Genomic DNA, 21,456 nt, shown 5'->3' on the forward strand with positions numbered 1-21,456 from the left:
TTTGACCGTTCTTTCAGGTCACCACGGTAATTGTATCAGAAAATGGCGGGAGCGGGTTATTTTTCGGGTTTAGGACCTGTTACTCATACTGGAATGTATGCTTGTCGTAGTTGTAGGAGTAATCGTAATAGAAGATGATGTTCCTGTCAGTGTCGTAGCCGCAGCACTGTGAACCGTCAGGCAGGCGGTAGGATCTGTCGTTTGCCGTGAAATCGTACTCCTTGCAGTCTTTTGCATAGAATGTGGGGAGGAGGTAGATATCAAGAAGTTCCGGAGGATAGCCCCATTCCGCGCGGTCTTCATCGGTCATCATGAAGAAATCAAGAGTGAAAGTCTCCACGGATTTGTCTGCTTTGAGTCCCCACGTAGGATCGATGTGATATCCCTTGCCGTCGACCTCGACGAAAGTCCATGCGTGATAGCCGGTCCCGTCAGTCTCGCCCCAGTTTGATACCGAGATCGCATCGACCCCGCTCTGCAGGAGAAGGTAGGAATAAAGTGCGGAGAAGTCGCCGCAGACGCCCTTCCTGTATTTAAGAGTCGCGCAGCCCGAGCCGAGTTCGGACCTGTCGAGTTCGTCGTCGTAATCGTATTCGTATGTGCAGACCATGTATTCGTAAAGCGAGAGGCACTTCTCAAAATCCGTCATATCGGATGTGATGTATGCATCAAGTATCGCCATGATATCGGTCTGGAAATGCGCCTGTTTCTCGAGGAAATCTTCTTTTGAATTCGTGTAGTAGATGTGTCCTGTGCCGTTCTCGAAAGAAGGCTCTCCGTCAGGAGCTTTTTCCATTATCTGCATGCATCCGACAGGGTAGAGCTGGTTCAGCGTAACAGGGTCCAGGCAGAATTTGTATATGTCCTCGTTCGTGCACTTGAACGTGTCTTCGCCTTTCTGCAGGGCATCGCAGAGGTTGAAGAAAGATTCCCTGTAGTCGTCGCTGTAGCAGGCATCGAGGAAACATGAATAGACGTGTGTATTGAAGGTAAGAGGCTCAGGCTCTTTTGCAGTCTCTTCGGTTGTTGCGGCGGTTGTCTCACTGATAACGATATCTTCCGTTAATGATGGAGAGTTGTCAGATACATTTTTCGTTGCTCCCGCAGCCATCAGCGTACTGCATCCCGACACCGTTACCGCGACAAGCAAAAATGCAGACAAAAGCCTGCAACCGTTAACATTTTTCATCAGGTGTTTCCTTCTTCCAGCTATTATTCCCATTACCGGCCGATCCGGGGAGCGCTGTTCTTATTCAGCGCACATCCTGAAATCTTCAGCGCTTCCCTTAAGCCACCCGAAGTATAACATCCGCCCTGAGGCGATGTGCGTGAAGTGTGAGGGAAGGGTGAGTGAAAGGTGTGTGATTTAAGTGACGAACAGATTACATACCGCTTGACGGAGTCTGTTACATACTGTATTATCACGGCTGAAATACAACGAACGGAGGAACACCAATGAGAAAGACGATCTGCTGATAGTTTAATAACTGCCTCGCGGATAAGTCTGTTTTTGTGTGTTCATTTATATTGCATTTTTATTAGCCGCGGCCGCTACCATGTGTCGCGGCTTTTGATTTATCCGGCAGAGGATTCACCATGAAAGGATCTATATGCCAATAATTAACATCAACAACTTAACATTCGGATATGACGGCTCGGAGAAGATGCTCTTCGAGAACGTCACCATAACACTTGACACCACCTGGAAGCTCGCGCTGGCGGGCCGGAACGGCAGGGGAAAGACCACGTTCTTCAAGATATTGAGAGGCGAGCTCCCTTACGGCGGGACAGTCACGGGAGTGCCTGAGACGATCCTGTTCCCCATGTCCGAACTGCCCGAAAACGAGGACTGGAGAGTCCGTAAGGAACTTAATCTCATGGGCGTCGATCCCGACATCATGTGGCGTCCGGTGGAGACGCTGTCGGGCGGAGAGCGCACCAAGCTGATGCTCGCGAATCTCTTTGCATCTGACGGGATCTATCCTCTTATCGACGAACCCACGAACCATCTGGACAGGCAGGGAAGAGAAGCCGTCGCCGACTATCTCAGGTCAAAGGAAGGCTTCATCCTGATCTCGCACGACCGTGCCTTTTTGGACCGCTGCACCGACCACACGCTCGTCATAACGAAGACCGGACTGGAACTCGTGGGAACGACATACTCGGTCTGGTGGGAGAACAACGAGCAGAGGATGGAGAGTGAGCGTTCGCGCAACGAGCAGCTGAAAAAAGAGATGAGTTCGATCGACGCCGCCATGAAGAAAAACGCGCAGTGGTCTTCAAAAGCCGAAGGACATAAGAACCGTTCCAAAGCTCCGTCGAAGGTCGCTGAAGATCATTTCAGAAGGGCATACGAAGCGGAGAAGGCGCGCAAGCTCATGGCCGCATCCAAGAATCTCGAGAGACGCAATGAGCGCAAGATGGAAGAAAAGCAGGGGCTCCTCAAAGACCTGGAACGCTCCGAAAAACTCAAGATCACGGGTACTGAGCATCACAACAGGACACCCGTGATATTAAAGGACATAACTCTGAGAAGATACGGGGAGCCTGTCGTCGAAGGGTTCAGCCTTACCGTCGAACGCGGAATGAAGATCTCCCTGCAGGGCAGGAACGGATGCGGAAAGAGCACGCTCATCAAGTATCTTGCGGGTATGGGCGAAGACGAGGGTATAACCGCTGAAGGCGACATCTACATCGCTCCCGGTCTGAAGATATCATATGTCGGTCAGGACACCTCGTCGCTTGCGGGTTCTCTTTATGACATCGCTGCTGAAAGGGGAGCTGACAAGACGATCTTTTCGACCATCCTTATCAAGATGGGATTTACGAAGGAGATGCTATACCGCGACGTATCTGCATTGTCACTCGGGCAGAAGAAATTCGTCATGATAGCCTTAAGTCTGTGCGAACATGCCGACCTTTATCTGTGGGACGAGCCGCTGAATTACATAGATGTCTACATGCGTCAGGAGATAGAGCGCCTCGTAAAAGACAACAACGTGACGATGCTCTTCGTCGAGCATGACCGCACATTCTCGGAGGCCGTTGCGGACCTGGAAGTGCGCATGTGAGTATGCTTGTGAGTCCGGGCGTCTCAGATGTTCCGGCAGAATTCCAGTATCTCAGGTTTTCTGGGTTCGACGTCTTCCTTATATTCCACGGAAGTCAGTCCAAGATGGCCTGCACGTTCGATCTCAAGATGCCCGTAGAAGTGTTCGATGCTGCCTATTAGGCGCTCGCACTCGGGCATGTTGGGACCCGTGCGGAGTGCAATGGCATAGCCTTTCTTTCCGCTCTTTATCGTGGCGTGAGGCTCATGCGTATTGCACCACGGGGTGCATCTGTCGATAAAGGATTTATACTGTCCCGGGATGTCTGCCCAGTATGAGGGTGCAACGGACACGATAATGTCGGCACTGTCAAATTCGTCCATTATCTCCCGGATCACCGGAGCGTCGGGCATCACGCACGCGGCCGTCTTGTGGCAGGAGCGGCAGCCTTTGCAGAAGGCGAAAGTGTAATCGTCTATGCAGATGCTCTTTGTGTCGTACCTCTTTTCGAGTTCCGAGCATACCGTTCTGACTATCTCGGCCGTGGCTCCCGTTCTTACGGGACTGCAGTTGATAACAAGTGCCTTCATGTGATCCCTCCCGCTATTTAAGTATTTCCATGAAGATGTCGACGTCGTTCCTGTCGTATTCTTTGTAGCCGCACGCTTCATAGACATGCACCGCGCGCGGATTGTCGGCGAAGACCGTGAGGTATATGCGGTCTAATCCGAGCTTGCCAAAGCCGTATTCGGTCGATCGGAGTAGGGCTTCTTTGCCGTAGCCCTTATCCTGCATTGAAGCGGTTATGACGATGCCCCATTCGGACTCTGCGCCGTTCCTGTTGAAGAACTCGATGTTTCCTATGAACTTCCCGGTGGCTTTCTCGAGCATGGAGAACATGGCTGCATTCCTGTCCAGTCTCTCCTGAATGTATTCCCGCTCTTCCTCTTCGGTGTATTTCTCGCGCCTGTCACTGATGAAACGCGCCACATTCTCGATGTCGTTGATCATCACAAGATAATCCGGCACCAGGTCCAGCGAGGGCTTAACGAATACTATTCTTTCCGATTCAAATATCTTTTCAGGTTTAAACGCTTTTTCCATGGCGTTAATTATATCATTAGGAAACGCTGCGCTTACCCCTCAAGTATCTTGTTGATCACATAATCTTTTATCTTGGAAGAGTTTTTGATCACATATTCCTTGAGTTCGGAATCACCGGGATCATCAGCCGGCGGATCGGTCTGTACACCGTCCGAAACGTTTTCGGACCAGGCGCTCCATACATCGATGTCTCCCGTGATGATGACGTTTTCCTCAAGGCAGACCATCCATATGACCGTTGCATCGCATACTCCGGGTTCCTCACCTATGAACCAGTTCTTATCTTCCTGCCAATACTTACCGGAAGTATATTTCTTTGTGGATTCGTAGTAATTGTCGTAAGCATATTTTGCTTCTTCCGGAGTGTCATATACCCAGAAGAGCAGGTCATCCATTGGTTCTTCCTTTTCGCCGCGGCAGGAGATCTGAAGGAATGTAACGCCTTTTTCCTGTCTCTTCCAGATATCCCATTTATCGAGGACATTGCGGTCGTGCTTTTTTACTTCGATCGGATAACCGGTCGCGTAATCTTTCTTTTCCTGCCTGCATGCCGCGAGAGAGCCCGTGACCAGCACAAGCGCGATAACTGCCGTGACGGCTTTCAATATGTGAGATCTTATGGACTTCATAAGTTTATCCTCCGTTTCCGGTTGTTCCGGATCATTTCTGTTATGCCCTATATACAACCGCCGGAAGATAAATGTTGCACCTGATGTCCTGCCGGCTCACTTTTGATTTCCCGTAAAGCGGGATGTAGAGTGTTTCCATGCCGTGCAAACAGCCTGCATATAGTTATTTTGTTTCAAATTATTAATAGAATCGTGATGTGTGTTAATAAAGCCACGCCTATAATTGTAGGTGGTTAAGTCTTTTTAAGGGTGAGGTAATCAAGTGTTTTCGAGATCGTTTTATGCAGGGTTATTCTCTGTCCTGATACTCGCACTGATAGCATGCACGGTCAGCTCGATACGCCATCACAAGGCGTTGAGCAAGGCTGTTGCGCGCCTTGATCTCGCGTTCATCCCGCCCATCCTCGGAAATGCCCTTATCATCATGGCACAGCGCAGATATGTCGCGCTGATAGGATGCTACACCTATTACATCGGAATGGATCTGGTCATATTCGAGCTGCTGAGATTTACCGAAGCTTACTGCAAAGGGGCAGGTAAACACAAAAAAGCTCCGCGCTGGCCGGCATTCGTCCTTGCTGCCGACGCACTGCAGCTTCTGGCAAATATCTTCACGGCACACGCTTTCAAGGTTGACTGGACCGTATATAACAACGAAGTATTCTATATCATGAAGCCTCTTATCGGACAGGCTTTTCACCGTGTCGTGGATTACGGTTTCTTTCTGGCGATCATCATCACATTTGCCATAAACACTTTCAAGGCCTCACGTATCTACAGGGAAAGATATTCGATCATTCTGGTCACCCTGATCGCGGTCGGTGTATGGGAAACTATCGATATCTTCGCGAAGATCCCGATAGACCGTTCCATGATCGGATTCGGCGCATTCGGCATCCTCGTTTACTATTTCTCCATCCATTACAGACCGCTGAAACTTCTTGACCGCATGCTTTCGGGCATTGTCTCAAACGGCAACGATGCATGTTTTATATTCACCCCGAGAGGCAGATGTGTCTGGGTCAACAAGGCTGCAAGCGTTCTTGTAGGAGTCAAGGAAGATGACTGCGGCAATGCTCCGGAACTCGTGGAATACCTGTTTAACACAAAGCTGCGCAAGGGTAACTGGTCCGAGCAGCATTCCACCGGCGCAGGAGAATGCATGAGATATTATCTTCTCGAGAACCGTGACGTCGTCAACGAGAAGGGCATTCAGTCCGGATACTATCTGAAGGTCAAGGACATTACCGAAGAACAGCTTAAGATAAGGCGTGATCTTTATGAAGCGACACATGACAGGCTCACGGGACTTTATACCAAAGAACACCTGTTCCAGGCGATCAAGTCGGAAATCGATGTCAATAAGAACACCGATTACATGATCCTTTTCGTGAACATAAAGAGTTTCAAGGTCGTAAACGACATTTTCGGAAACGATTTCGGTGATTACGCGATAAGCAGTTTTGCCGATAAGTTCAGGGAGTTCTTCTCCAAGGGATGTATTTACGGAAGACTCGCAGGTGCCACTTTCGGTGTCCTCATACCGAAGGATGAATATGACGAGCACATGATCGAACAGGAATTTGCACACATTAACATTAAGAAGGACAAGGCTAAGTATCCGCTGCAGATCCAGATCGGCGTATATGAGGTCGACCGCGAAGTGACTGATGTTTCCATAATGTTTTCCAATGCGCGTCTGGCATTGTCCACGATAGAGTCAGACGATGCAAAGCATATCGCATATTACGATGAGGATCTGCGCAATGAGATCCTTTGGGATCAGGAGCTTACGGCACAGCTTGCAGATGCAATTAAAAACCGTGACATAAGACCATATCTGCAGCCCATCGCGGACAGCGACGGCAACATCGTAGGCTGCGAGGCGCTTGCACGATGGATACACAAGGATTACGGATTCCTTGCGCCAATCAGGTTTATCCCGTCACTCGAAAAGAACGGCCTTATCGCCGAGATCGACAGATACATGTGGCGCTGCTCATGCGAGATCCTTTCTGCCTGGAAGAAGCGCGGATGGGACATGTTCTTATCGGTCAATATCTCTCCCAAGGATTTTTACTATATGGATGTCCCGAAATACATCAAGGGACTGGTCAGGGAATACGGACTTGAGCCCAGACAGCTCCGCGTCGAGATCACGGAATCCGTCATGGTTAACGATGCCGACAAGATAATTGCCATTATGGATGAATTCCGCGATGCAGGTTTTATTGTTGAGATGGATGATTTCGGAAGCGGATATTCATCACTTAACATGCTCAAGACGTTGCCTGTTGATGTTCTTAAGATCGACATGAATTTCCTTGGCAAGTCAGACGATGAGCAGAGGGCGGATACGATCGTTAAGAACATAATCAATCTCTCGCTCGATCTCGGCATGACGGCACTTACAGAAGGCGTTGAGACACAGGATCAGTATGACGGTCTTGCAGAGATGGGATGCAAACTCTTCCAGGGCTACTACTTCTCAAAGCCGCTCCCCGTGGACGAACTCGAAGAACTGGTCATCGTAAAGAATAAATAGTGACGTAAAACCATTGTTGTAGTATATTTTCTGTAATTTACGGATAAGGGGATACACATGGCAAAGAAAAGAGACCAGAGATACAAACTGCCGAGGAACTGGATCGTCATCCCGCTCATTATTTATACGCTCATCTTTTTGATCGTTGTTGCGCTGATATCTGTATCATTCGGCCTGTTCTCCGGCTACACGACTAATCTCAAGGCCAGGGGGGATATAGAGACCACCTACCGTTTTGCAAAGCTGTACGATCAGGCATCTACCGCAGAAAGGGACCGCATCCTCGAAAGCCTTAGCGAGGACAGCAAGTTTGAGTTCTTTGTTGCTGACAGCAACAAAAACATCATCTATCAGAATGATGAAGTGACGGCTGTTATTAAGGATCCGGATGGGAATACCGGATCGGCTGGCGGAATAGGCTTTATTACGTTAAAACTCTTCGGATTCGGAGGCTATGATTTCTTTATCGACGGTAATCCTCTCGTATTTGGAGAGAATGTCTGTCTTTATCCTGACGGGAAAACGCAGTTCATGGATGTTGACGAATCCAGCATTTCCCCTGAAATGTGGGAAATGATCACTTCTTCGACGTATTGGGAATCCGTCAGCGAAGAAGAAAAGAGTTTTACCACACCTTACTGGATAGCCTTCAAGGTCAGGAACAATACAGAGTGGATCTTTTTTAAGACCAATCTCGTTCTTGATTTTACCGACCTGTTTTTCTTTTTGGCTTACTATGTCCTGCTCAATTCCATCGCGGATATCTTCTTCATCATCCTTGTCGTAAACCTGATAAGAACGCACAGGAAAAACAGGAAGATGAGAAAGATACTCTTCCAGGACAATATAACCACGGACCACAACTGGTTCTGGTTCGTCATCAACAGCAGGAAGCTCCTTAAGAAGAAAAGCATCAGCACCCGCTATGCGATGGTGAGCCTTGTTTTCGTAAGATATAGGAACTATGTCCTCTGTCATACAGTAGATGACGGCGAACATCTGCTCCGTCAGTTTTATGAGGTTATAGCAGGCTATCTCGACTCAGGCGAGATCTGCGCGCACAGCGGCATCTCCACTTTCCCGATCCTCATAAAGGCAGAGAGCGAGGAGACGGCGAGAAAGAAGATAGACAGGATCATCAAATGCCTCGAAAAGATCGGTGGAGACAAGCATGATTTCAGTTTCCAGGCTGGCATCTACATGATCGATCCCGGTATCAGGAAGAACGCGGACATAGAGCTGATCTACAACAACGCTTCTTCTGCGCGCAGCACGCTCAAGGATACCGAAGATACGGGCATCGCTTTCTTCGATAACAAGCTCGTCGAGGATGAGAAGTGGATCGACAAGGTTCAGGCAAGACAGCAGAAGGCTATTGATAATGAGGAATTCAAGGTCTACTACCAGCCGAAATACGACCCGAGGACAAATGAGCTCATGGGTGCCGAAGCCCTTATCAGATGGCAGACGGACGACATGGGTCTGGTCCCGCCAGGCAAGTTCATACCTATCTTCGAAACATCGGGCTTTATCACGGAGATCGATCACTACATGCTCAAACATGTCGCAGCCGATCAGAGAAGATGGCTCGATGAAGGCAAGAAGTGCGTGCCGGTATCAGTCAACATCTCGAGAGCGCATTTCGCCGAGACTGACCTTGCCGAAGAGATAAGGGACATGGTAAATAAAGCCGGCACACCTCATGACCTCATCGAGATCGAGCTTACGGAAAGCGCATTCTTCGATGACAAGAAGGTCATGCTCACGACGATCAGAAAGCTCAAGGAATACGGATTCCTCGTCTCCATGGATGACTTCGGATCAGGTTATTCCTCACTCAATTCCTTAAAGGACATGCCGCTCGACATCCTTAAGCTCGATGCCGGTTTCTTCAGGGGAGACAATGATAACGGCAGGACGGAGATCGTTGTTTCGGAAGCCCTGCAGCTCGCTAAGAAACTCAAAATGACGACTGTCGCCGAAGGCGTTGAAGAGCAGGCGCAGGTCGACTTCCTCGCCGCTGAGGGATGCAGCATGATCCAGGGTTACTACTACGCGAAGCCGATGCCGAAGGAAGAGTATGAGCAGAGGATCGGCAAACCGGCGCCCGAGCATGAAAAGAAGACTGAAACGGCAGAGACCATACAGGAACAGAATACGGAGACACAGGCTCAAAGCGCAGAGGAGCAGACCGCACAGTCTGCACCTTCAGCTGAACCGCAGGAGGATTCCAATAATGACGAATGAAGTGACTTATTCAGAACCTGGCATCGTGATGAGAAGATTTAAAGAAAGCGATGCCGAAGCCGTCTCGAGGCTCATCAGAACGACGATAGGCATCTCGAATAAGAAAGATTATCCGGCTGAACTGATGGACCAGCTGATAGCCTCAGAGACGCCTGAGAACGTCCTTGGGATGGCCTCCTGGACGCACTTCTATGTGGCAGAGACCGGGAGCACGATCATCGGCTGCGGTGCCATAGGACCGTACTGGGGCAGTGAAGAAGAGAGCAGCCTTTTCACCATATTTGTTCTGCCTGAATACCAGGGAAAGGGAGTAGGCCGTCTTATTATCGACACTCTCGAAAAGGACGAGTACTTCTTAAGGGCAAAGCGCATCGAGATACCCGCTTCGATTACGGGTGTTCCTTTCTATCTGAAGATGGGTTACGGCTTCAAGAACGGCATAAAAGAGCCCGACGAGGAGCATCTTATCAGGATGGAGAAGTTCCGCGGCTAAGCCTCGGGAGTGTTATCCGCAGAGCCGCTCTTTAAGACCTTTGCAGCCTTACGTGCTTTGGCGCTCTTCACGCTTTTATATCCCAGACATGCGAATATGATCATCGGGAAGCAGGTGTAGATCGGGTATCCGAATCTGAACTCATCGTGCATGAGCGTGGCGATGAGGAGCGTGAACACAAGGCAGAGTACAGGTAGTGCGAAAATGTAGTCCCTGCGGCGCTGATAGACGCTGTATGCCACGAAGAACAGGATTATCCATACATGAAGACCGACGCTGTAGGACAGCCCGAGGACCGCGTTCTCATCCGTGAACTGTCTCACATAAGTATGGAAAGCGTCGTTTGCGCGCGGATTGTTTACGATAAGGTGCAGACCTTCTTCCTCGCAGACGCCGTCCCACCATTTCATCCAGTAATAAGAACTCGGATTCCAGTAGCCCGATGTCTGGTCAACCCAGGCTTTCGTGGCTATGAACGGATGCCTCGTGACTATGGAGAACCATGTGCCCAGGCACTTTAAGGGATGGTCTGATATGTACTGCTGGTTGCCTTCGTAACGGATGACGTCCCTCGCATAATCGTAGATCTTCGGGTTGTATTGTTCCCTGAGTCTTTCGATGGGTGCGATCTGGGCAATGACTTCAAGTTCCCTGTCGGTGAAATCGTCCGTTTCGCGGGCGATCCTCGTTACCTGCTGAACGGGGATGGACAGCATCTCGACGGTGTCCGCCTGGGGTATGTTCATTGCCTTTAGTACGGGATACTTCATTATGACCGCCAAAAGAAGTGCGGCAGCGCAGGAGATCAGGATGGTCTTCTTTTCGGAATGGTCCGAGAAGAAGAAACAGAATAAGGCGAAGACCGCGAGCAGCAGGAGAAATGCGGGCATGCCGTTGCTCCTTAAAAGATTGAATCCGACTGCCGACAAAGAAAGGATCACGTAATTCAATATCTTATGTCTGCCTATATGCTTAAGGATCCTGAACAGGGAAACCGTGAAGATGAGAACGACCGCGCCGTAGAGGCTGTCCTTCCACAGGGTGAAGCTGAAGATGAGGTGTCCTGGTGTCAGCATGAACCAAACGAGCCATAAGACCGCGAAGAGTCTTTTGCTGCCGGCCTGTATCATGGTGGCGATAGAGTAGGCGAACGCTGCGGACAGGAAGAGAATCTGAAAGACCGTGTACATCGCTACCGCATCGTTGACGTCATTGAACAGTGCCATGCCGATCTTGAAGAAGAATCCTATGATCCATGTCTGATACACGGGATGGTGATTTGAGTAGTTGCCGTAGATGACCTGCTTTATCTGGTTCAGACTGTCAGAGCAGATCTGTCCCGGATATGAGCACAGATAGAATATGGTGAGGTAGAAAGCAGACAGTACGATAAAGCATCCGAAGAACCATTTGACCGCGCTCCCTGCCGTCTTTTCGTTCCGTATGTCGAAGCAGGAGAAGACCCTGCAGCAGAACCTGAAGATCGTGATGAATACCGCGACGGAAGAAAGGAACAGCAGGACGATCGTAAAGATCCTGGAGCCCATAGTCTTCTCGATATACATCTCGTAGTTAGCATATACGGTGATTAGTCCGAAAAGAGAACCGAACAGCATCAGGACTCTCTTCTTGTATTTGTCGGTGACGGGAGCCTCGCCGCCCTTGTAAATTGCGATCTGGTTGATTATGAACGATGCCAGCGCGAATGCCCCGATTATCAGATAGGCAACTCTGGAAGAACCCCTCTCTGGCTTGCCGAAGAAGCTCAGGAAATACGTCAGGAGTATTATTGTACACAATGAGAATTTATATCTGTCCAGTTCCTTCAGAAGCATTTATATCACCTCATATCCGGCGTTATTAAGCGCCTCCATGGCCCTGCCGAAATTTTCTTCCTTCACGAAGATATAATCCGTGTTGTACGTTGATACCGCAAATATACCGATTTTATTCTCTGCCAGTATAGAAGCTATCTTTGAAAGAATTCCGATCAGCGAGAAATCCAAAATGCCGGTTATCCTGAACCCTTTCCATCCGTCATCCCTGACTTCGGTCTCCGAAGGTACATCGCAGGTCTTGCAGACGAGTGAAATCTCCTCATCCGTCCTGCCGGTAAAGCAGAATTCTTTTGAAAGATCCATATCATTGGCGGATCTCAGCTTGCAGACCGTAAACTGATAGGGCAAACGTTCGAGTGTCATAGAGGTCTCCGATTAACGCAAAAAATAATCAATTACAAAGATACCAAATTATTTGCAGAGTTTTAAGTACGTTTAAGGTTGAGGGGTGATAATGAAGCCATCAAAAGCAAAAAGCTTTTTCAAAAATCCTTCATACAGCCCCCCATGAAAAGGTCCGTGATCAGTAGCCGGACCTTTTTACTTGGGAAGAAAAGGCAATAATTCGGGCTGCCTCCAAAGAGACAGCCCTGTAACAGATCAGTGTTATCCGATGTTATCAGCCGTTGTTGCCGCCGATGGGTTCGTCGCCGGTGTCAGTGCTATTGGTGATTATGTCATCAGATTCAAAGAACAGGACATCCAGTTCAACTGCTTCGTATTTTGTCTTGTTTTCCATTTTCCTTACCTCTTATCTCAGTTTGCCTTATAAGAATCTGCTGCCAGGTTGTACAGATACAAAGCGCGGACTGTGTTGCTCAATTCGTCAGATCTGTTCCTGTGCAGAACGTTGTAGCAATAGTTCATGGGGCTGTACGTGAATGAGTACTCCTGTGAATTGCTGAAAATAATGGTTATCGTGAAATAAGAATTAAGTTCCTTGGCACTGATACCCGTTATCGATACTGTCGTAAGATCATTGCTCTTGATGTCAACGTCAAGCACCTTATCGCCGAGCTTGAATACCGTTCCTGCCGGCACGCCCTTGAACTTGATGTTCAGAGTGGTTTCAGATTCAAGAGAAAGATTTGCATAATAAGCACTCATATGAGAAACAGGATTCTCAAATCTGGTATCTGCTTCTGTAAGCTTATCCTCATAGTCAGCAAGTGTTGCTTCCGTAACTCCGGATACATCCTTATCAGAATCAGAAAGGATCGAATTTGCAAGTTTGCGGGTGTTGTAGTTGAAGTAGATCTGGGAGTAAGCGCCGTAGTTCAGCATGGCCTTGACCAGATCCTGTTCATCAGCGTATTTTGCGGGATTCTTTAGGATATAGTCTGCATATTGCTGAACAGTATAAGTATACGGAGCGCTCATTATGTTACCGTCTACTATCTGTGCTGTGATCAGGGAAGTCATTTCCTTGGCATTGACCTTGCACTTGAATATGTAGTAACCGTCCTTAGGTGTGACGGAATTGACTTTAACGCTCTGTGTTCTGGTCTTTGTTCCGTCGAGATCTCTAATGGTGAATACCATTTCCGCATTGCTGCTCAGCGCGTCGATATCGTTGAACTTCATATAGAAGTTAACGCCGATGTCGCCTTCAAGGCTTAATGTGTAGCCATAGAGGTGTTCGCCGATATCCATGTTGATCTCTTCGGTAAAGGTTACATTTACGCTGGCGAATTTGTCGGACATATAACCCCGCAGTGTATTTTGCGGTACATAACAAATGGTCTTATGCGAACCGGAAGGTCTGGCAAAGGCATTACTGTCATAGTCTATCCAGACTAATCTTTCCGGATCAGCATAGCAATGTAATTCAGTAACCTTTTCGCATCCGCTAAATGCATTGTTTTCGATTCTTGTTACTTTGCTTGGAATATCGATCGAAGTAAATCGGCAGCTATTGAAGGCATCCTCGCCGATCGTTGTTAAATTCTTTGGAAGAACGATATCAGTAAGATTAAAGCAATAATAGAATGCAGATTTTCCGATGGTGGTTACCGTATCCGGGATCGTAACGGATGTTATAGCACTACCGGAAAAAGTTTGTTTCTCAATGCTCGTTACACCGGAAGGGATTACTACACTTCCGAGTTTCCGGCAGTTGGAGAAGCATCTTTCACCGATCGTAGTAATGCTGTCAGGCAAAGTGACCGTTTCCAGATCATAGCAGTCTGTAAAGGCTCCTTCACCAAGTGTAGTAACACCCAAGGGAATATCGATGTTTGTAAGACCGCTGCGGTTGAACGCAAAATTACCTATAGAGGTTACACTTGACGGAATCTCTATGGATGTCAGTTTCTCGCACCAGCTGAAAGCGTTATTATCGATCTTGGTTACCGAAGAAGGGATGGTTACGGATTCGAGAACTTCACAGCCGGTGAATGCGTGACTGCTTATGACCGTTATGCTGCTAGGGATTATAAGAGTCTTTAAATTATCGTTATTGCTGAAAGCACTCTCACCGATGCTGGTAACTGTGGACGGAAGGGATAATGTCGTAAATCCGCAGGCTGAAAAAGCATCTTCTCCAATGTCGGTAACAGAAGCCGGGAAAGTAAATTGTGAAAGATTCCTGCATCCCGAAAACATGTTTTCGGGGATGGTTGTAATCGTACTGGGGAGCACTGCTTTATACAGATTTCCGCATGATGAGAATGCTGATTCACCAATGTTTGTTACGCTGTCGGGAAGCGTTATGGTGAGAAAAGCGCATTCAGAAAAAGCATATTCTCCAATCGTGGTTACGCTATTGGGAATCGATATCGATGAAAGATGTCTGCATCTCCAGAAGGCGTAGTTTCCAATGATCTGAACACTGTTTGGGATGTTTACCGAACTGAGGTTTTCACAATGACCAAAGGCGTCGATGCCTATCGTCGTAACAGTATCAGGGATACTTGCAGATTCAATATCCTGGCAGAAGTAGAACGAGTAGTTGCCGATATGAGTTATTCCACTCTCTATGACCACTTTTTTAATTAATGAACGGTAAGCAACACCACTCCAAGGGGAAGTGTCAGTTGAACTTCCGTAATCCTTCATGGCCCCTGTTCCGCTGATTACCAATCTTTCGTCGTTGTAAAGCTTCCATGAAGCATCAGTACCGCAGGTGCCGCTGGCAACAACTTTAGTCGGAACATTCATTGTCAGTGCGATCGAATGGGTTTCAGTTTCAACAGATCCTGACCCTGTTGTCCATCTGGCTGCAAGATTTAACTTGCCTTCATAGGTGCCGGGGTATGAAGCCCAAAAAGTATTGGTATCAATGTAGATGGTGGTTTTGAATGTGTCATCAACTGAATCGTATACGGCCAGATCGACCAGATTCTCGAAAGTTCCGTTGTGACCGGAATCACCTAAAAGATAAGGGATCTCATGTCCTTTGCCGTCGCTGAGCGTTCCGGCACTTGTACTGAATGAGATACCGGTGGCTACTTTATCAGTACCGGCTATCTTTCCCAGTTCCAAATATTCAAACTTGCAGCTGATATCGATGTATCCGGTATTAACAATCTCGTAATCGGCAGGAGTCAGTTTGTAACGGGCATTAGTTTCTTCCCCGCTTTCTCCCTCTGCCAGGACCGTGATCCCGCCAAGCGCTGCTATTGTGAATGCTGCTGCAAATATCGACAGCAGTGCACTCCGTAACTTCTTTTGCTTCATAGTGATTACCCCAAGTTTCTTCTTCGAAAGAGCCTAAATCCTCATTCTGAGAGACTTCTCAGACTATATTATTATAATACGTACTATTTCAATATGTTAGTGGATTAATTGTAATCAACATGTATTATTGCCCGTGAGCATTGAAGAGAAGGAGAGGCGATAAGGCAAGAAGAAACCCTCCGTTTTTGAGAAACAGAGGGCTCTTTTTTTTGATTATTCTGATGCAGCGGCCTTAATTTTTTCCATTAGGCGGATAGTCTTCAGTTTCAGTACTGTCGGTGATAATGTCGCTGCTCTCAAATTTGATGATGCTCATCTCGATTTCTTCGTATGTTTCTTTGCTTAACATTTATTATTTCCCCCTGTCTCAATTCTGTTTATATGCTATTGCTGCCTGATTGTAAAGGCAAAGTGCTCTGACCGCATTCTGCAGATTAACTGTTTTTTCAGCCGTTGAAGTATCCTTCAGTACATTGTAGCAATAATTCATAGGGCTGTAAGTGATCGATCCTGAATGTACGCCGTTGCAATATACTTCAACAGTGAAAGTATTACCGAGATTCTGAGCACTGATGTTTCTGATCTTAACCTTTAATCCTTTTGATGTCTCGACGGAATCCAATTCCACTCCGTTACATATGAAGGTCAGATTGCCACCGCCGGCCTTGAAATAGAGATTCAGAGTTGTCTCTGATTCAAGTGACAGGCTGACGCTCGTAAGCGATGTAAATCCGTTGCCGGTATTGACTCTGAAGTCATCTTCTGTATATGAACGAGGATTCAGTGATGTTGCAGAAATACTTGAAACATCTCTGTCAGCAGCGTCAAGGATCGCGTTGGCGAGATTGCCGGTATTGTAATTGAAGTAGATCTGGGAATATGCACCGTAGTTCATCATCGCCTTGACCAGATCGATCGTCTTAGCCGAATAATCATCTGAATGGCTCAGGATGTACTTTGCATAGTCTCTTACCATGTAAGAATACTCACGTCCGATAGCAGTACTGTCATCCAGGTAGACCTGTGCAGTGATCTTATCGCACATTTCCTTAGCCGAAGTATCGCAGCGGAAGATGTAATATTCGCCGGACTTTCCGGTCTCACTTACCAGCTTCTTCTGCGTCTTTCCGTTTACGGTGAACAGCATAAATGCTGTATCACTATCTGTTACAGTTTCATCCAGTGTCATGTAGAAGTTGACGCCGATATTGCCGTCGAGGCTCAAAGAGTAGCCGTAGAGATGGACGCCGCTGCCGATATCAATGCCGCCTTCTGCATCACCTAAGACTGTAACGGTCATGTTGTATTTAGCGAAAAGTGCCTCGTAGGCATCCTTATAGCCGCTAAGAACATGGATCGTAGTTTTATCCGTAAATCCGGTGCGGCTCGGATCCCAATCCAGATTATCAGGATCTGCATAGCAGTATACATCTTTGATGTCTCCGCAGTACTCAAGAGCTTCTTTATTAATGAAAGTTACAGTAGCCGGTATTGTCAGTGAAGTGATGCTGCTGCAATTGGAAAATGCCGCATACGAGATGTGTGTAACACCATCGAGAATGGTAACATTCTGCAGACCGGTACAGTCCGCAAATGCACGTTGACCAAGTTTGTCTGATATGCTTCCGGGAATGGTTACGGTTGTCAGGCTTTTGCAGTATCCGAAAGCATCATTTCCAATAGAAGTCAAACCATCAGGGAGCTTAAGTTCAGAAAGATTCTTGCACCCGTAGAATGTATTGTGACCGATTACTGTTATACCGTTGGGAATTACGGCTGATTCAAGCGACTCGCAATTATTGAATGCCTGAGATCCAAGGGTGGTTAAAGAGTTAGGTAAATTGACTGTGGTAAGAGATGTGCAGTTTTCGAAAGCAGCGTAATCGATCGTGGTTACCTTATTTGACAAAGTAACATTAACAAGATCCTTACAATTTATAAATGCACCTTCGTTAATGACCGTAACTCCGGCCGGAACAGAAATAGAAGTTAACCCGCTGTTGCTGAAAGCATAGCTGCCGATACTGGTAATGTTTTTGGGAAGAACGATCGATTCCAGGCTGGTGCATTCGTCAAATGCCTTTGAGCCTATGCTTGTCACACCCTGAGGGATCGAAACAGAAGCAAGCGATTTGCAGCCCTGGAACATTGAATCACTGATAGCAGTCAAGCCGCTTGGTAAAACAACTGATTTCAGCGCTTTGCAATAAATGAAGGTACCCTCTCCGTTGATTACAGCATTGTCCGGTATTATGATCGATTCAACGCTGAAACAATCGTAAAATGCCTTTTCTCCTATGCTTGTGACGCTGCTCGGGATATCTATGCATTCCAATTCAGTGCACATCAGAAATGCAAATTTTCCAATCCTCGTAACGCCGGAAGGAATGGAGATCGAAGTCATGTTCTCGCACATGAAGAAGGCAAAATCACCGATGCCTGTTACCCCTTCTTCTATGATAACTTCTTTGATGGATTTAGCTTGGGATACCCAGGGATTTGTGTTTTCAAAGTCACTCATATCACCTGTTCCGCTTATGATAAGCATGCCGTCACCGTCGAGCTTCCAGGTCAGATTGGTTCCGCAAGTGCCATTGTCGATTATGTAGTCATCAAAAATAAAGTTTGAGCTTCCGAACTTTGAGATATAAGCGGATTTGAATCTGCTGGGGACTCTGATTACAGTGGTGTTTGGCAGTCCGATGTCTCCGTATTCAATAGTCAGATTTTCAGGATCGGGCAGACAATTTAAAATATATATGCCGGTGTTTTGTAATGCTTTATTTCCGATAAATGTTATGTTTTTCGGGAAAGTTATCGAGGTGATTTTTGTGTTTCCTTCGAATGCGCTAGATCCAATGGTAGTAACATTTTCCGGAATTGTTATAGATGAGAGATCGCATCCGGCAAATGCCGATGATCCGATGCTGATAACGGATGCCGGTAGCACTACAGATGAGAGGGAAGAGCAATCAGCAAATGCACGGTCACCTATAGTTTTTAATGAATTAGGAAAATCATATTGAGTAAATGACCGGAAACCACAATTATAAAATGCGCCGTTGCCGATATATTCCAGATCTGAGGGAAAATCCACATGATTAAGTGACTGACATTTGGCAAAAGTGCCAGCTTCAATACGTTTCATACTTCCTGATATGCTGACATACTGTAGTCCACAGCTGGAAAAAGCTGATTCTCCAACAGTTACGGAGTTTAGATTTACAGTGGGAAGCGTTGTACATCCGGTGAAGGCAAAGGCCCCGATGCTGGTTACACCATTTAAGTTAATGCTTGTAAGATTTTCACAGTTTGCAAAAGCATAGTTTCCTATGCTTGTAACGCCATCCCCAATGTTGATGGATTTAATATTATCTTTGTTTCCATACCAGGGTGTATCAGATGCTTGTTTGTAATCTGCTATAGAACCCTCTCCTGCAATGGTAAGCTTTCCGTTGCTTTCTAAAGACCACGTTACACTGCTGCCTTGTGCGCCGCAATCGCCGCTTGCAACAATGGTGGTGTCTGCGAATACGGTCATACTTCCGAATGCGACAATGGTCACAACGGCAACCGCCAGGGACAGCATCGTGCCCCACAGTTTCTTTCTGCTCATATTGAATCCCCCGAGTTTCTTTTTTTGAAAAATTGCCTAAATCCTCATGCTGAGATAAATCTCAAAACCATTTTATTATAATACATGGGAAAAATAATGTGTTAGTTGAGTGTTTGTAATATTTTTGTATAATTGCCTTGGAAAAGGCGAAGAAGATCCTGAAAATAACAACGGACGCGTGTATGTGGCATTGACTTCAGGGGATTGAGACCGAAGGCATCGGAAGCCGCACCAAGAGTTATTTCTGGGTGAATGCGCTTATCAGGGAATTCATCGCCACCCTGTTTTATGAACGCAAGACGCATCTGCTTGTTTTCGCCGTGCTCATGATCATCAACATCGCAGTCGTCCTCATGACATACATGTCGAATGTGGTGCTGTCGTAAGAACTGATCCTGTTTTTCTGATTTCATTCAAAGCCATATAACATAAGGGCTGTAACAGTGTTAATCATTGGTTTGGGCCTTTTTCTGCATTGATAACTGACAAATCCTGTAATACAATGTAATACAACGTACTACAATGTATTACAGAAAAGGCGGTGACTATTATGTCAGTTTCGATCAGATTGAACGATGAGGAAGCAAAGTTAATAAAAATATATTGCACGCTTCATAACATAAGTGTGTCTGACCTGTTCCGTCAGGCTGTCATCGAGAAGATAGAAGATGAATACGATCTCAAATGCTATGAAGAAGCAATGAAGAAATATGAGAAAGACCCGGCTGCTTTTTCTCTTGAAGAAGTTGAAAAGGAGCTGGGACTTAAATGAGATATCATGTTGAGTTTGCAAAGGCGGCGCTGAAGGATCTGAAAAAAATGGATCCTCCGGTTGCCGCGCTTATAATCGGCTGGCTGAGAAAGAATATTGAGAACTGCGATAATCCGCGCATTCACGGAAAAGCTCTTTCAGCTGACCTTAAGGGTCAATGGAGATATAGGGTAGGTGATTACCGGATACTTGCCCAGATAGAGGATGATAAAGTGCGGGTACTCGTCATTTGCATAGGTCATCCACGCGATATCTATGAGAACTGACCCCTTCTGAAGTTCCGAAAATCTGCAAAGATGCTTTATAATGTGAGATGTCCGCTGTGACAGCGGACTATTAAATTGGGAGGAATATAAAAAATGAAGATCGGATGCGTAAAAGAGATCAAGAACAATGAGTTCCGTGTGGGACTCACACCCGACAATGTCAAAGCCTATGTCGCTGCCGGCCACCATGTCTATATGGAAAAGGGCGCAGGCGTCGGATCGGGCTTTACTGACAACGAATACATCGATGCCGGTGCGTCGCTCATCGACAATGCGGCCGAAGTATGGGCTCTCGTTGACATGATGGTCAAGGTAAAAGAGCCGCTTCCGGAAGAGTACCCGCTCTTCAAGGAAGGTCTTATCCTTTACACTTATCTCCACCTCGCGGCAGACAAAGAGCAGACAGAGGCTCTTCTCGCCGGCAAGGTAAAGGCAGTTGCTTATGAGACCATCCAGGAGAAGGACGGATCTTTACCGTGCCTTGCTCCCATGTCACAGATTGCAGGCCGTCTCTCCATTCAGGAAGGCGCAAAGTACTTAGAGAAGAAGTTCGGCGGCGAGGGCATCCTACTGGCAGGCGTTCCCGGTACACCTAAAGCCAATGTCGTTATCCTCGGCGGCGGTACGGTCGGCATGAACGCATGCAAGATCGCAGTCGGTATGGGCGCTAACGTAACGATCCTCGATGTAAATCTCAAGAGACTCGAAGAACTCGATAACAGATTCGGTTCACACATCCAGACTCTTGTTTCCAACGATTCAAATGTTGAGAGAGCAGTAAGGGATGCCGACCTCGTAATCGGTTCCGTACTCATCCCCGGCGGTTCCACGCCCAAGCTCTTCAAGCGCAAGTATCTGCCCGAAATGAAGAACGGTGCGGTATTCGTAGACGTAGCGATCGACCAGGGCGGATGCGGTGAATCTTCCCGTGTCACGACACACGACGATCCTATCTTCGTTGAAGACGGTGTCGTTCACTACTGCGTAGGCAACATGCCCGGTTCCGTTCCGAGAACATCCACGATCGCTCTCACGAATGCCACGCTCCGTTACGGTCTCCAGATCGCAGGTTCAGGACTTGAGGAAGCTGCAAAGGCAAACAATGCCATCGCTGCAGGTGTCAACTGCTACGACGGCAAGATCGTCAACAAGAATGTTGCTCTGGCTTTGGACTGTGAGTACACGGACCTTGCTACACTCATCTGATTTGAGCTGATA

General features: G+C 47.2%; 16 protein-coding genes. 8 read left to right on the forward strand and 8 right to left on the reverse strand.

The features are described 5' to 3' along the window. Window positions 1-79: 79 nt before the first annotated feature. The gene (locus BO18_RS25960; RefSeq protein WP_034450630.1) at window positions 80-1,189 is read right to left on the reverse strand and encodes a transglutaminase domain-containing protein; all 1,110 of its coding nucleotides are present in this window, start codon (window positions 1,187-1,189) and stop codon (window positions 80-82) included. 421 nt (window positions 1,190-1,610) lie between these two features. Here BO18_RS25960 and abc-f point away from each other — a divergent pair, with 421 nt between their 5' ends. Beyond that, on the forward strand, window positions 1,611-3,071 hold the full coding sequence (gene abc-f / locus BO18_RS25965) for a ribosomal protection-like ABC-F family protein (RefSeq protein WP_034450633.1): 1,461 nt from the start codon (window positions 1,611-1,613) through the stop codon (window positions 3,069-3,071). 23 nt (window positions 3,072-3,094) lie between these two features. On the opposite strand, the gene BO18_RS25970 is transcribed toward abc-f, so the two are convergent. Genes BO18_RS25970 through BO18_RS25980 form a run of 3 tightly spaced genes read right to left on the reverse strand, consistent with a single transcriptional unit; the run spans window position 3,095 to window position 4,783 of the window. Beyond that, the gene (locus BO18_RS25970) at window positions 3,095-3,640 is read right to left on the reverse strand and encodes a flavodoxin family protein (RefSeq protein ID WP_034450634.1); all 546 of its coding nucleotides are present in this window, start codon (window positions 3,638-3,640) and stop codon (window positions 3,095-3,097) included. 13 nt (window positions 3,641-3,653) lie between these two features. After that, window positions 3,654-4,154 carry a GNAT family N-acetyltransferase gene (locus BO18_RS25975; RefSeq protein ID WP_034450637.1) on the reverse strand — a complete coding sequence of 167 codons (501 nt, stop codon included), beginning with the start codon at window positions 4,152-4,154 and terminating at the stop codon, window positions 3,654-3,656. 32 nt (window positions 4,155-4,186) lie between these two features. Further along, window positions 4,187-4,783, reverse strand: a complete 597-nt coding sequence (locus BO18_RS25980; protein ID WP_034450640.1) for a hypothetical protein — start codon at window positions 4,781-4,783, stop codon at window positions 4,187-4,189. A gap of 262 nt (window positions 4,784-5,045) precedes the next feature. On the opposite strand from BO18_RS25980, the gene BO18_RS25985 reads away from it, so the two are divergent. Genes BO18_RS25985 through BO18_RS25995 form a run of 3 tightly spaced genes read left to right on the forward strand, consistent with a single transcriptional unit; the run spans window position 5,046 to window position 10,068 of the window. Beyond that, window positions 5,046-7,328, forward strand: coding sequence for an EAL domain-containing protein (locus BO18_RS25985; protein ID WP_034450642.1), 2,283 nt, complete (start codon window positions 5,046-5,048; stop codon window positions 7,326-7,328). 57 nt (window positions 7,329-7,385) lie between these two features. Further along, window positions 7,386-9,575, forward strand: coding sequence for a bifunctional diguanylate cyclase/phosphodiesterase (locus BO18_RS25990; protein WP_034450644.1), 2,190 nt, complete (start codon window positions 7,386-7,388; stop codon window positions 9,573-9,575). Then, on the forward strand, window positions 9,565-10,068 hold the full coding sequence (locus BO18_RS25995; RefSeq protein WP_034450647.1) for a GNAT family N-acetyltransferase: 504 nt from the start codon (window positions 9,565-9,567) through the stop codon (window positions 10,066-10,068). The genes BO18_RS25990 and BO18_RS25995 overlap by 11 nt, the downstream gene beginning before the upstream one ends. Here BO18_RS25995 and BO18_RS33630 read toward each other — a convergent pair. The 4 genes from BO18_RS33630 to BO18_RS33640 all read right to left on the reverse strand — a co-directional run bounded on the left by BO18_RS33630 (window position 10,065) and on the right by BO18_RS33640 (window position 19,200). Beyond that, window positions 10,065-11,903, reverse strand: a complete 1,839-nt coding sequence (locus BO18_RS33630) for a DUF6020 family protein (RefSeq protein ID WP_051689184.1) — start codon at window positions 11,901-11,903, stop codon at window positions 10,065-10,067. The genes BO18_RS25995 and BO18_RS33630 overlap by 4 nt on opposite strands. Beyond that, window positions 11,904-12,269 carry an ACT domain-containing protein gene (locus BO18_RS26005; protein WP_034450654.1) on the reverse strand — a complete coding sequence of 122 codons (366 nt, stop codon included), beginning with the start codon at window positions 12,267-12,269 and terminating at the stop codon, window positions 11,904-11,906. Between the two features lie 393 nt (window positions 12,270-12,662). Continuing rightward, a complete protein-coding gene (locus tag BO18_RS33635; protein ID WP_051689185.1) occupies window positions 12,663-15,584 on the reverse strand; it encodes a leucine-rich repeat domain-containing protein in 2,922 nt (973 codons plus the stop codon). Window positions 15,585-15,951: 367 nt separating this feature from the next. Then, on the reverse strand, window positions 15,952-19,200 hold the full coding sequence (locus tag BO18_RS33640; protein WP_051689186.1) for a leucine-rich repeat domain-containing protein: 3,249 nt from the start codon (window positions 19,198-19,200) through the stop codon (window positions 15,952-15,954). A gap of 248 nt (window positions 19,201-19,448) precedes the next feature. Here BO18_RS33640 and BO18_RS35135 point away from each other — a divergent pair, with 248 nt between their 5' ends. The 4 genes from BO18_RS35135 to ald all read left to right on the forward strand — a co-directional run bounded on the left by BO18_RS35135 (window position 19,449) and on the right by ald (window position 21,444). Then, window positions 19,449-19,586 (forward strand): hypothetical protein, encoded by a 138-nt coding sequence (locus tag BO18_RS35135; RefSeq protein ID WP_185752574.1) that lies wholly within the window; start codon window positions 19,449-19,451, stop codon window positions 19,584-19,586. Between the two features lie 164 nt (window positions 19,587-19,750). After that, window positions 19,751-19,972 (forward strand): type II toxin-antitoxin system RelB family antitoxin, encoded by a 222-nt coding sequence (gene relB / locus BO18_RS26020; protein ID WP_034450657.1) that lies wholly within the window; start codon window positions 19,751-19,753, stop codon window positions 19,970-19,972. After that, window positions 19,969-20,238: a type II toxin-antitoxin system RelE family toxin gene (locus BO18_RS26025; RefSeq protein WP_034450659.1), complete on the forward strand. Its 270-nt coding sequence runs from the start codon at window positions 19,969-19,971 to the stop codon at window positions 20,236-20,238. The genes relB and BO18_RS26025 overlap by 4 nt, the downstream gene beginning before the upstream one ends. Window positions 20,239-20,331: 93 nt before the next feature. After that, complete coding sequence (ald, locus tag BO18_RS26030; RefSeq protein ID WP_034450661.1) at window positions 20,332-21,444, forward strand: alanine dehydrogenase; 1,113 nt, start codon at window positions 20,332-20,334, stop codon at window positions 21,442-21,444. Window positions 21,445-21,456 lie beyond the last annotated feature (12 nt).

Source organism: Butyrivibrio sp. AE2032, from assembly GCF_000702965.1.

Coding starts and splice junctions, on each gene's coding strand:
- BO18_RS25970 (WP_034450634.1), bottom strand. CDS start 3,640: ATGAAGGCACTTGTTATCAACTGCAGTCCCGTAAGAACGGGAGCCACG.
- BO18_RS33640 (WP_051689186.1), bottom strand. CDS start 19,200: ATGAGCAGAAAGAAACTGTGGGGCACGATGCTGTCCCTGGCGGTTGCC.
- relB (WP_034450657.1), top strand. CDS start 19,751: ATGTCAGTTTCGATCAGATTGAACGATGAGGAAGCAAAGTTAATAAAA.
- BO18_RS25960 (WP_034450630.1), bottom strand. CDS start 1,189: ATGAAAAATGTTAACGGTTGCAGGCTTTTGTCTGCATTTTTGCTTGTC.
- BO18_RS26025 (WP_034450659.1), top strand. CDS start 19,969: ATGAGATATCATGTTGAGTTTGCAAAGGCGGCGCTGAAGGATCTGAAA.
- ald (WP_034450661.1), top strand. CDS start 20,332: ATGAAGATCGGATGCGTAAAAGAGATCAAGAACAATGAGTTCCGTGTG.
- BO18_RS25975 (WP_034450637.1), bottom strand. CDS start 4,154: ATGGAAAAAGCGTTTAAACCTGAAAAGATATTTGAATCGGAAAGAATA.
- BO18_RS25990 (WP_034450644.1), top strand. CDS start 7,386: ATGGCAAAGAAAAGAGACCAGAGATACAAACTGCCGAGGAACTGGATC.
- BO18_RS25980 (WP_034450640.1), bottom strand. CDS start 4,783: ATGAAGTCCATAAGATCTCACATATTGAAAGCCGTCACGGCAGTTATC.
- BO18_RS33635 (WP_051689185.1), bottom strand. CDS start 15,584: ATGAAGCAAAAGAAGTTACGGAGTGCACTGCTGTCGATATTTGCAGCA.
- BO18_RS26005 (WP_034450654.1), bottom strand. CDS start 12,269: ATGACACTCGAACGTTTGCCCTATCAGTTTACGGTCTGCAAGCTGAGA.
- abc-f (WP_034450633.1), top strand. CDS start 1,611: ATGCCAATAATTAACATCAACAACTTAACATTCGGATATGACGGCTCG.
- BO18_RS25995 (WP_034450647.1), top strand. CDS start 9,565: ATGACGAATGAAGTGACTTATTCAGAACCTGGCATCGTGATGAGAAGA.
- BO18_RS33630 (WP_051689184.1), bottom strand. CDS start 11,903: ATGCTTCTGAAGGAACTGGACAGATATAAATTCTCATTGTGTACAATA.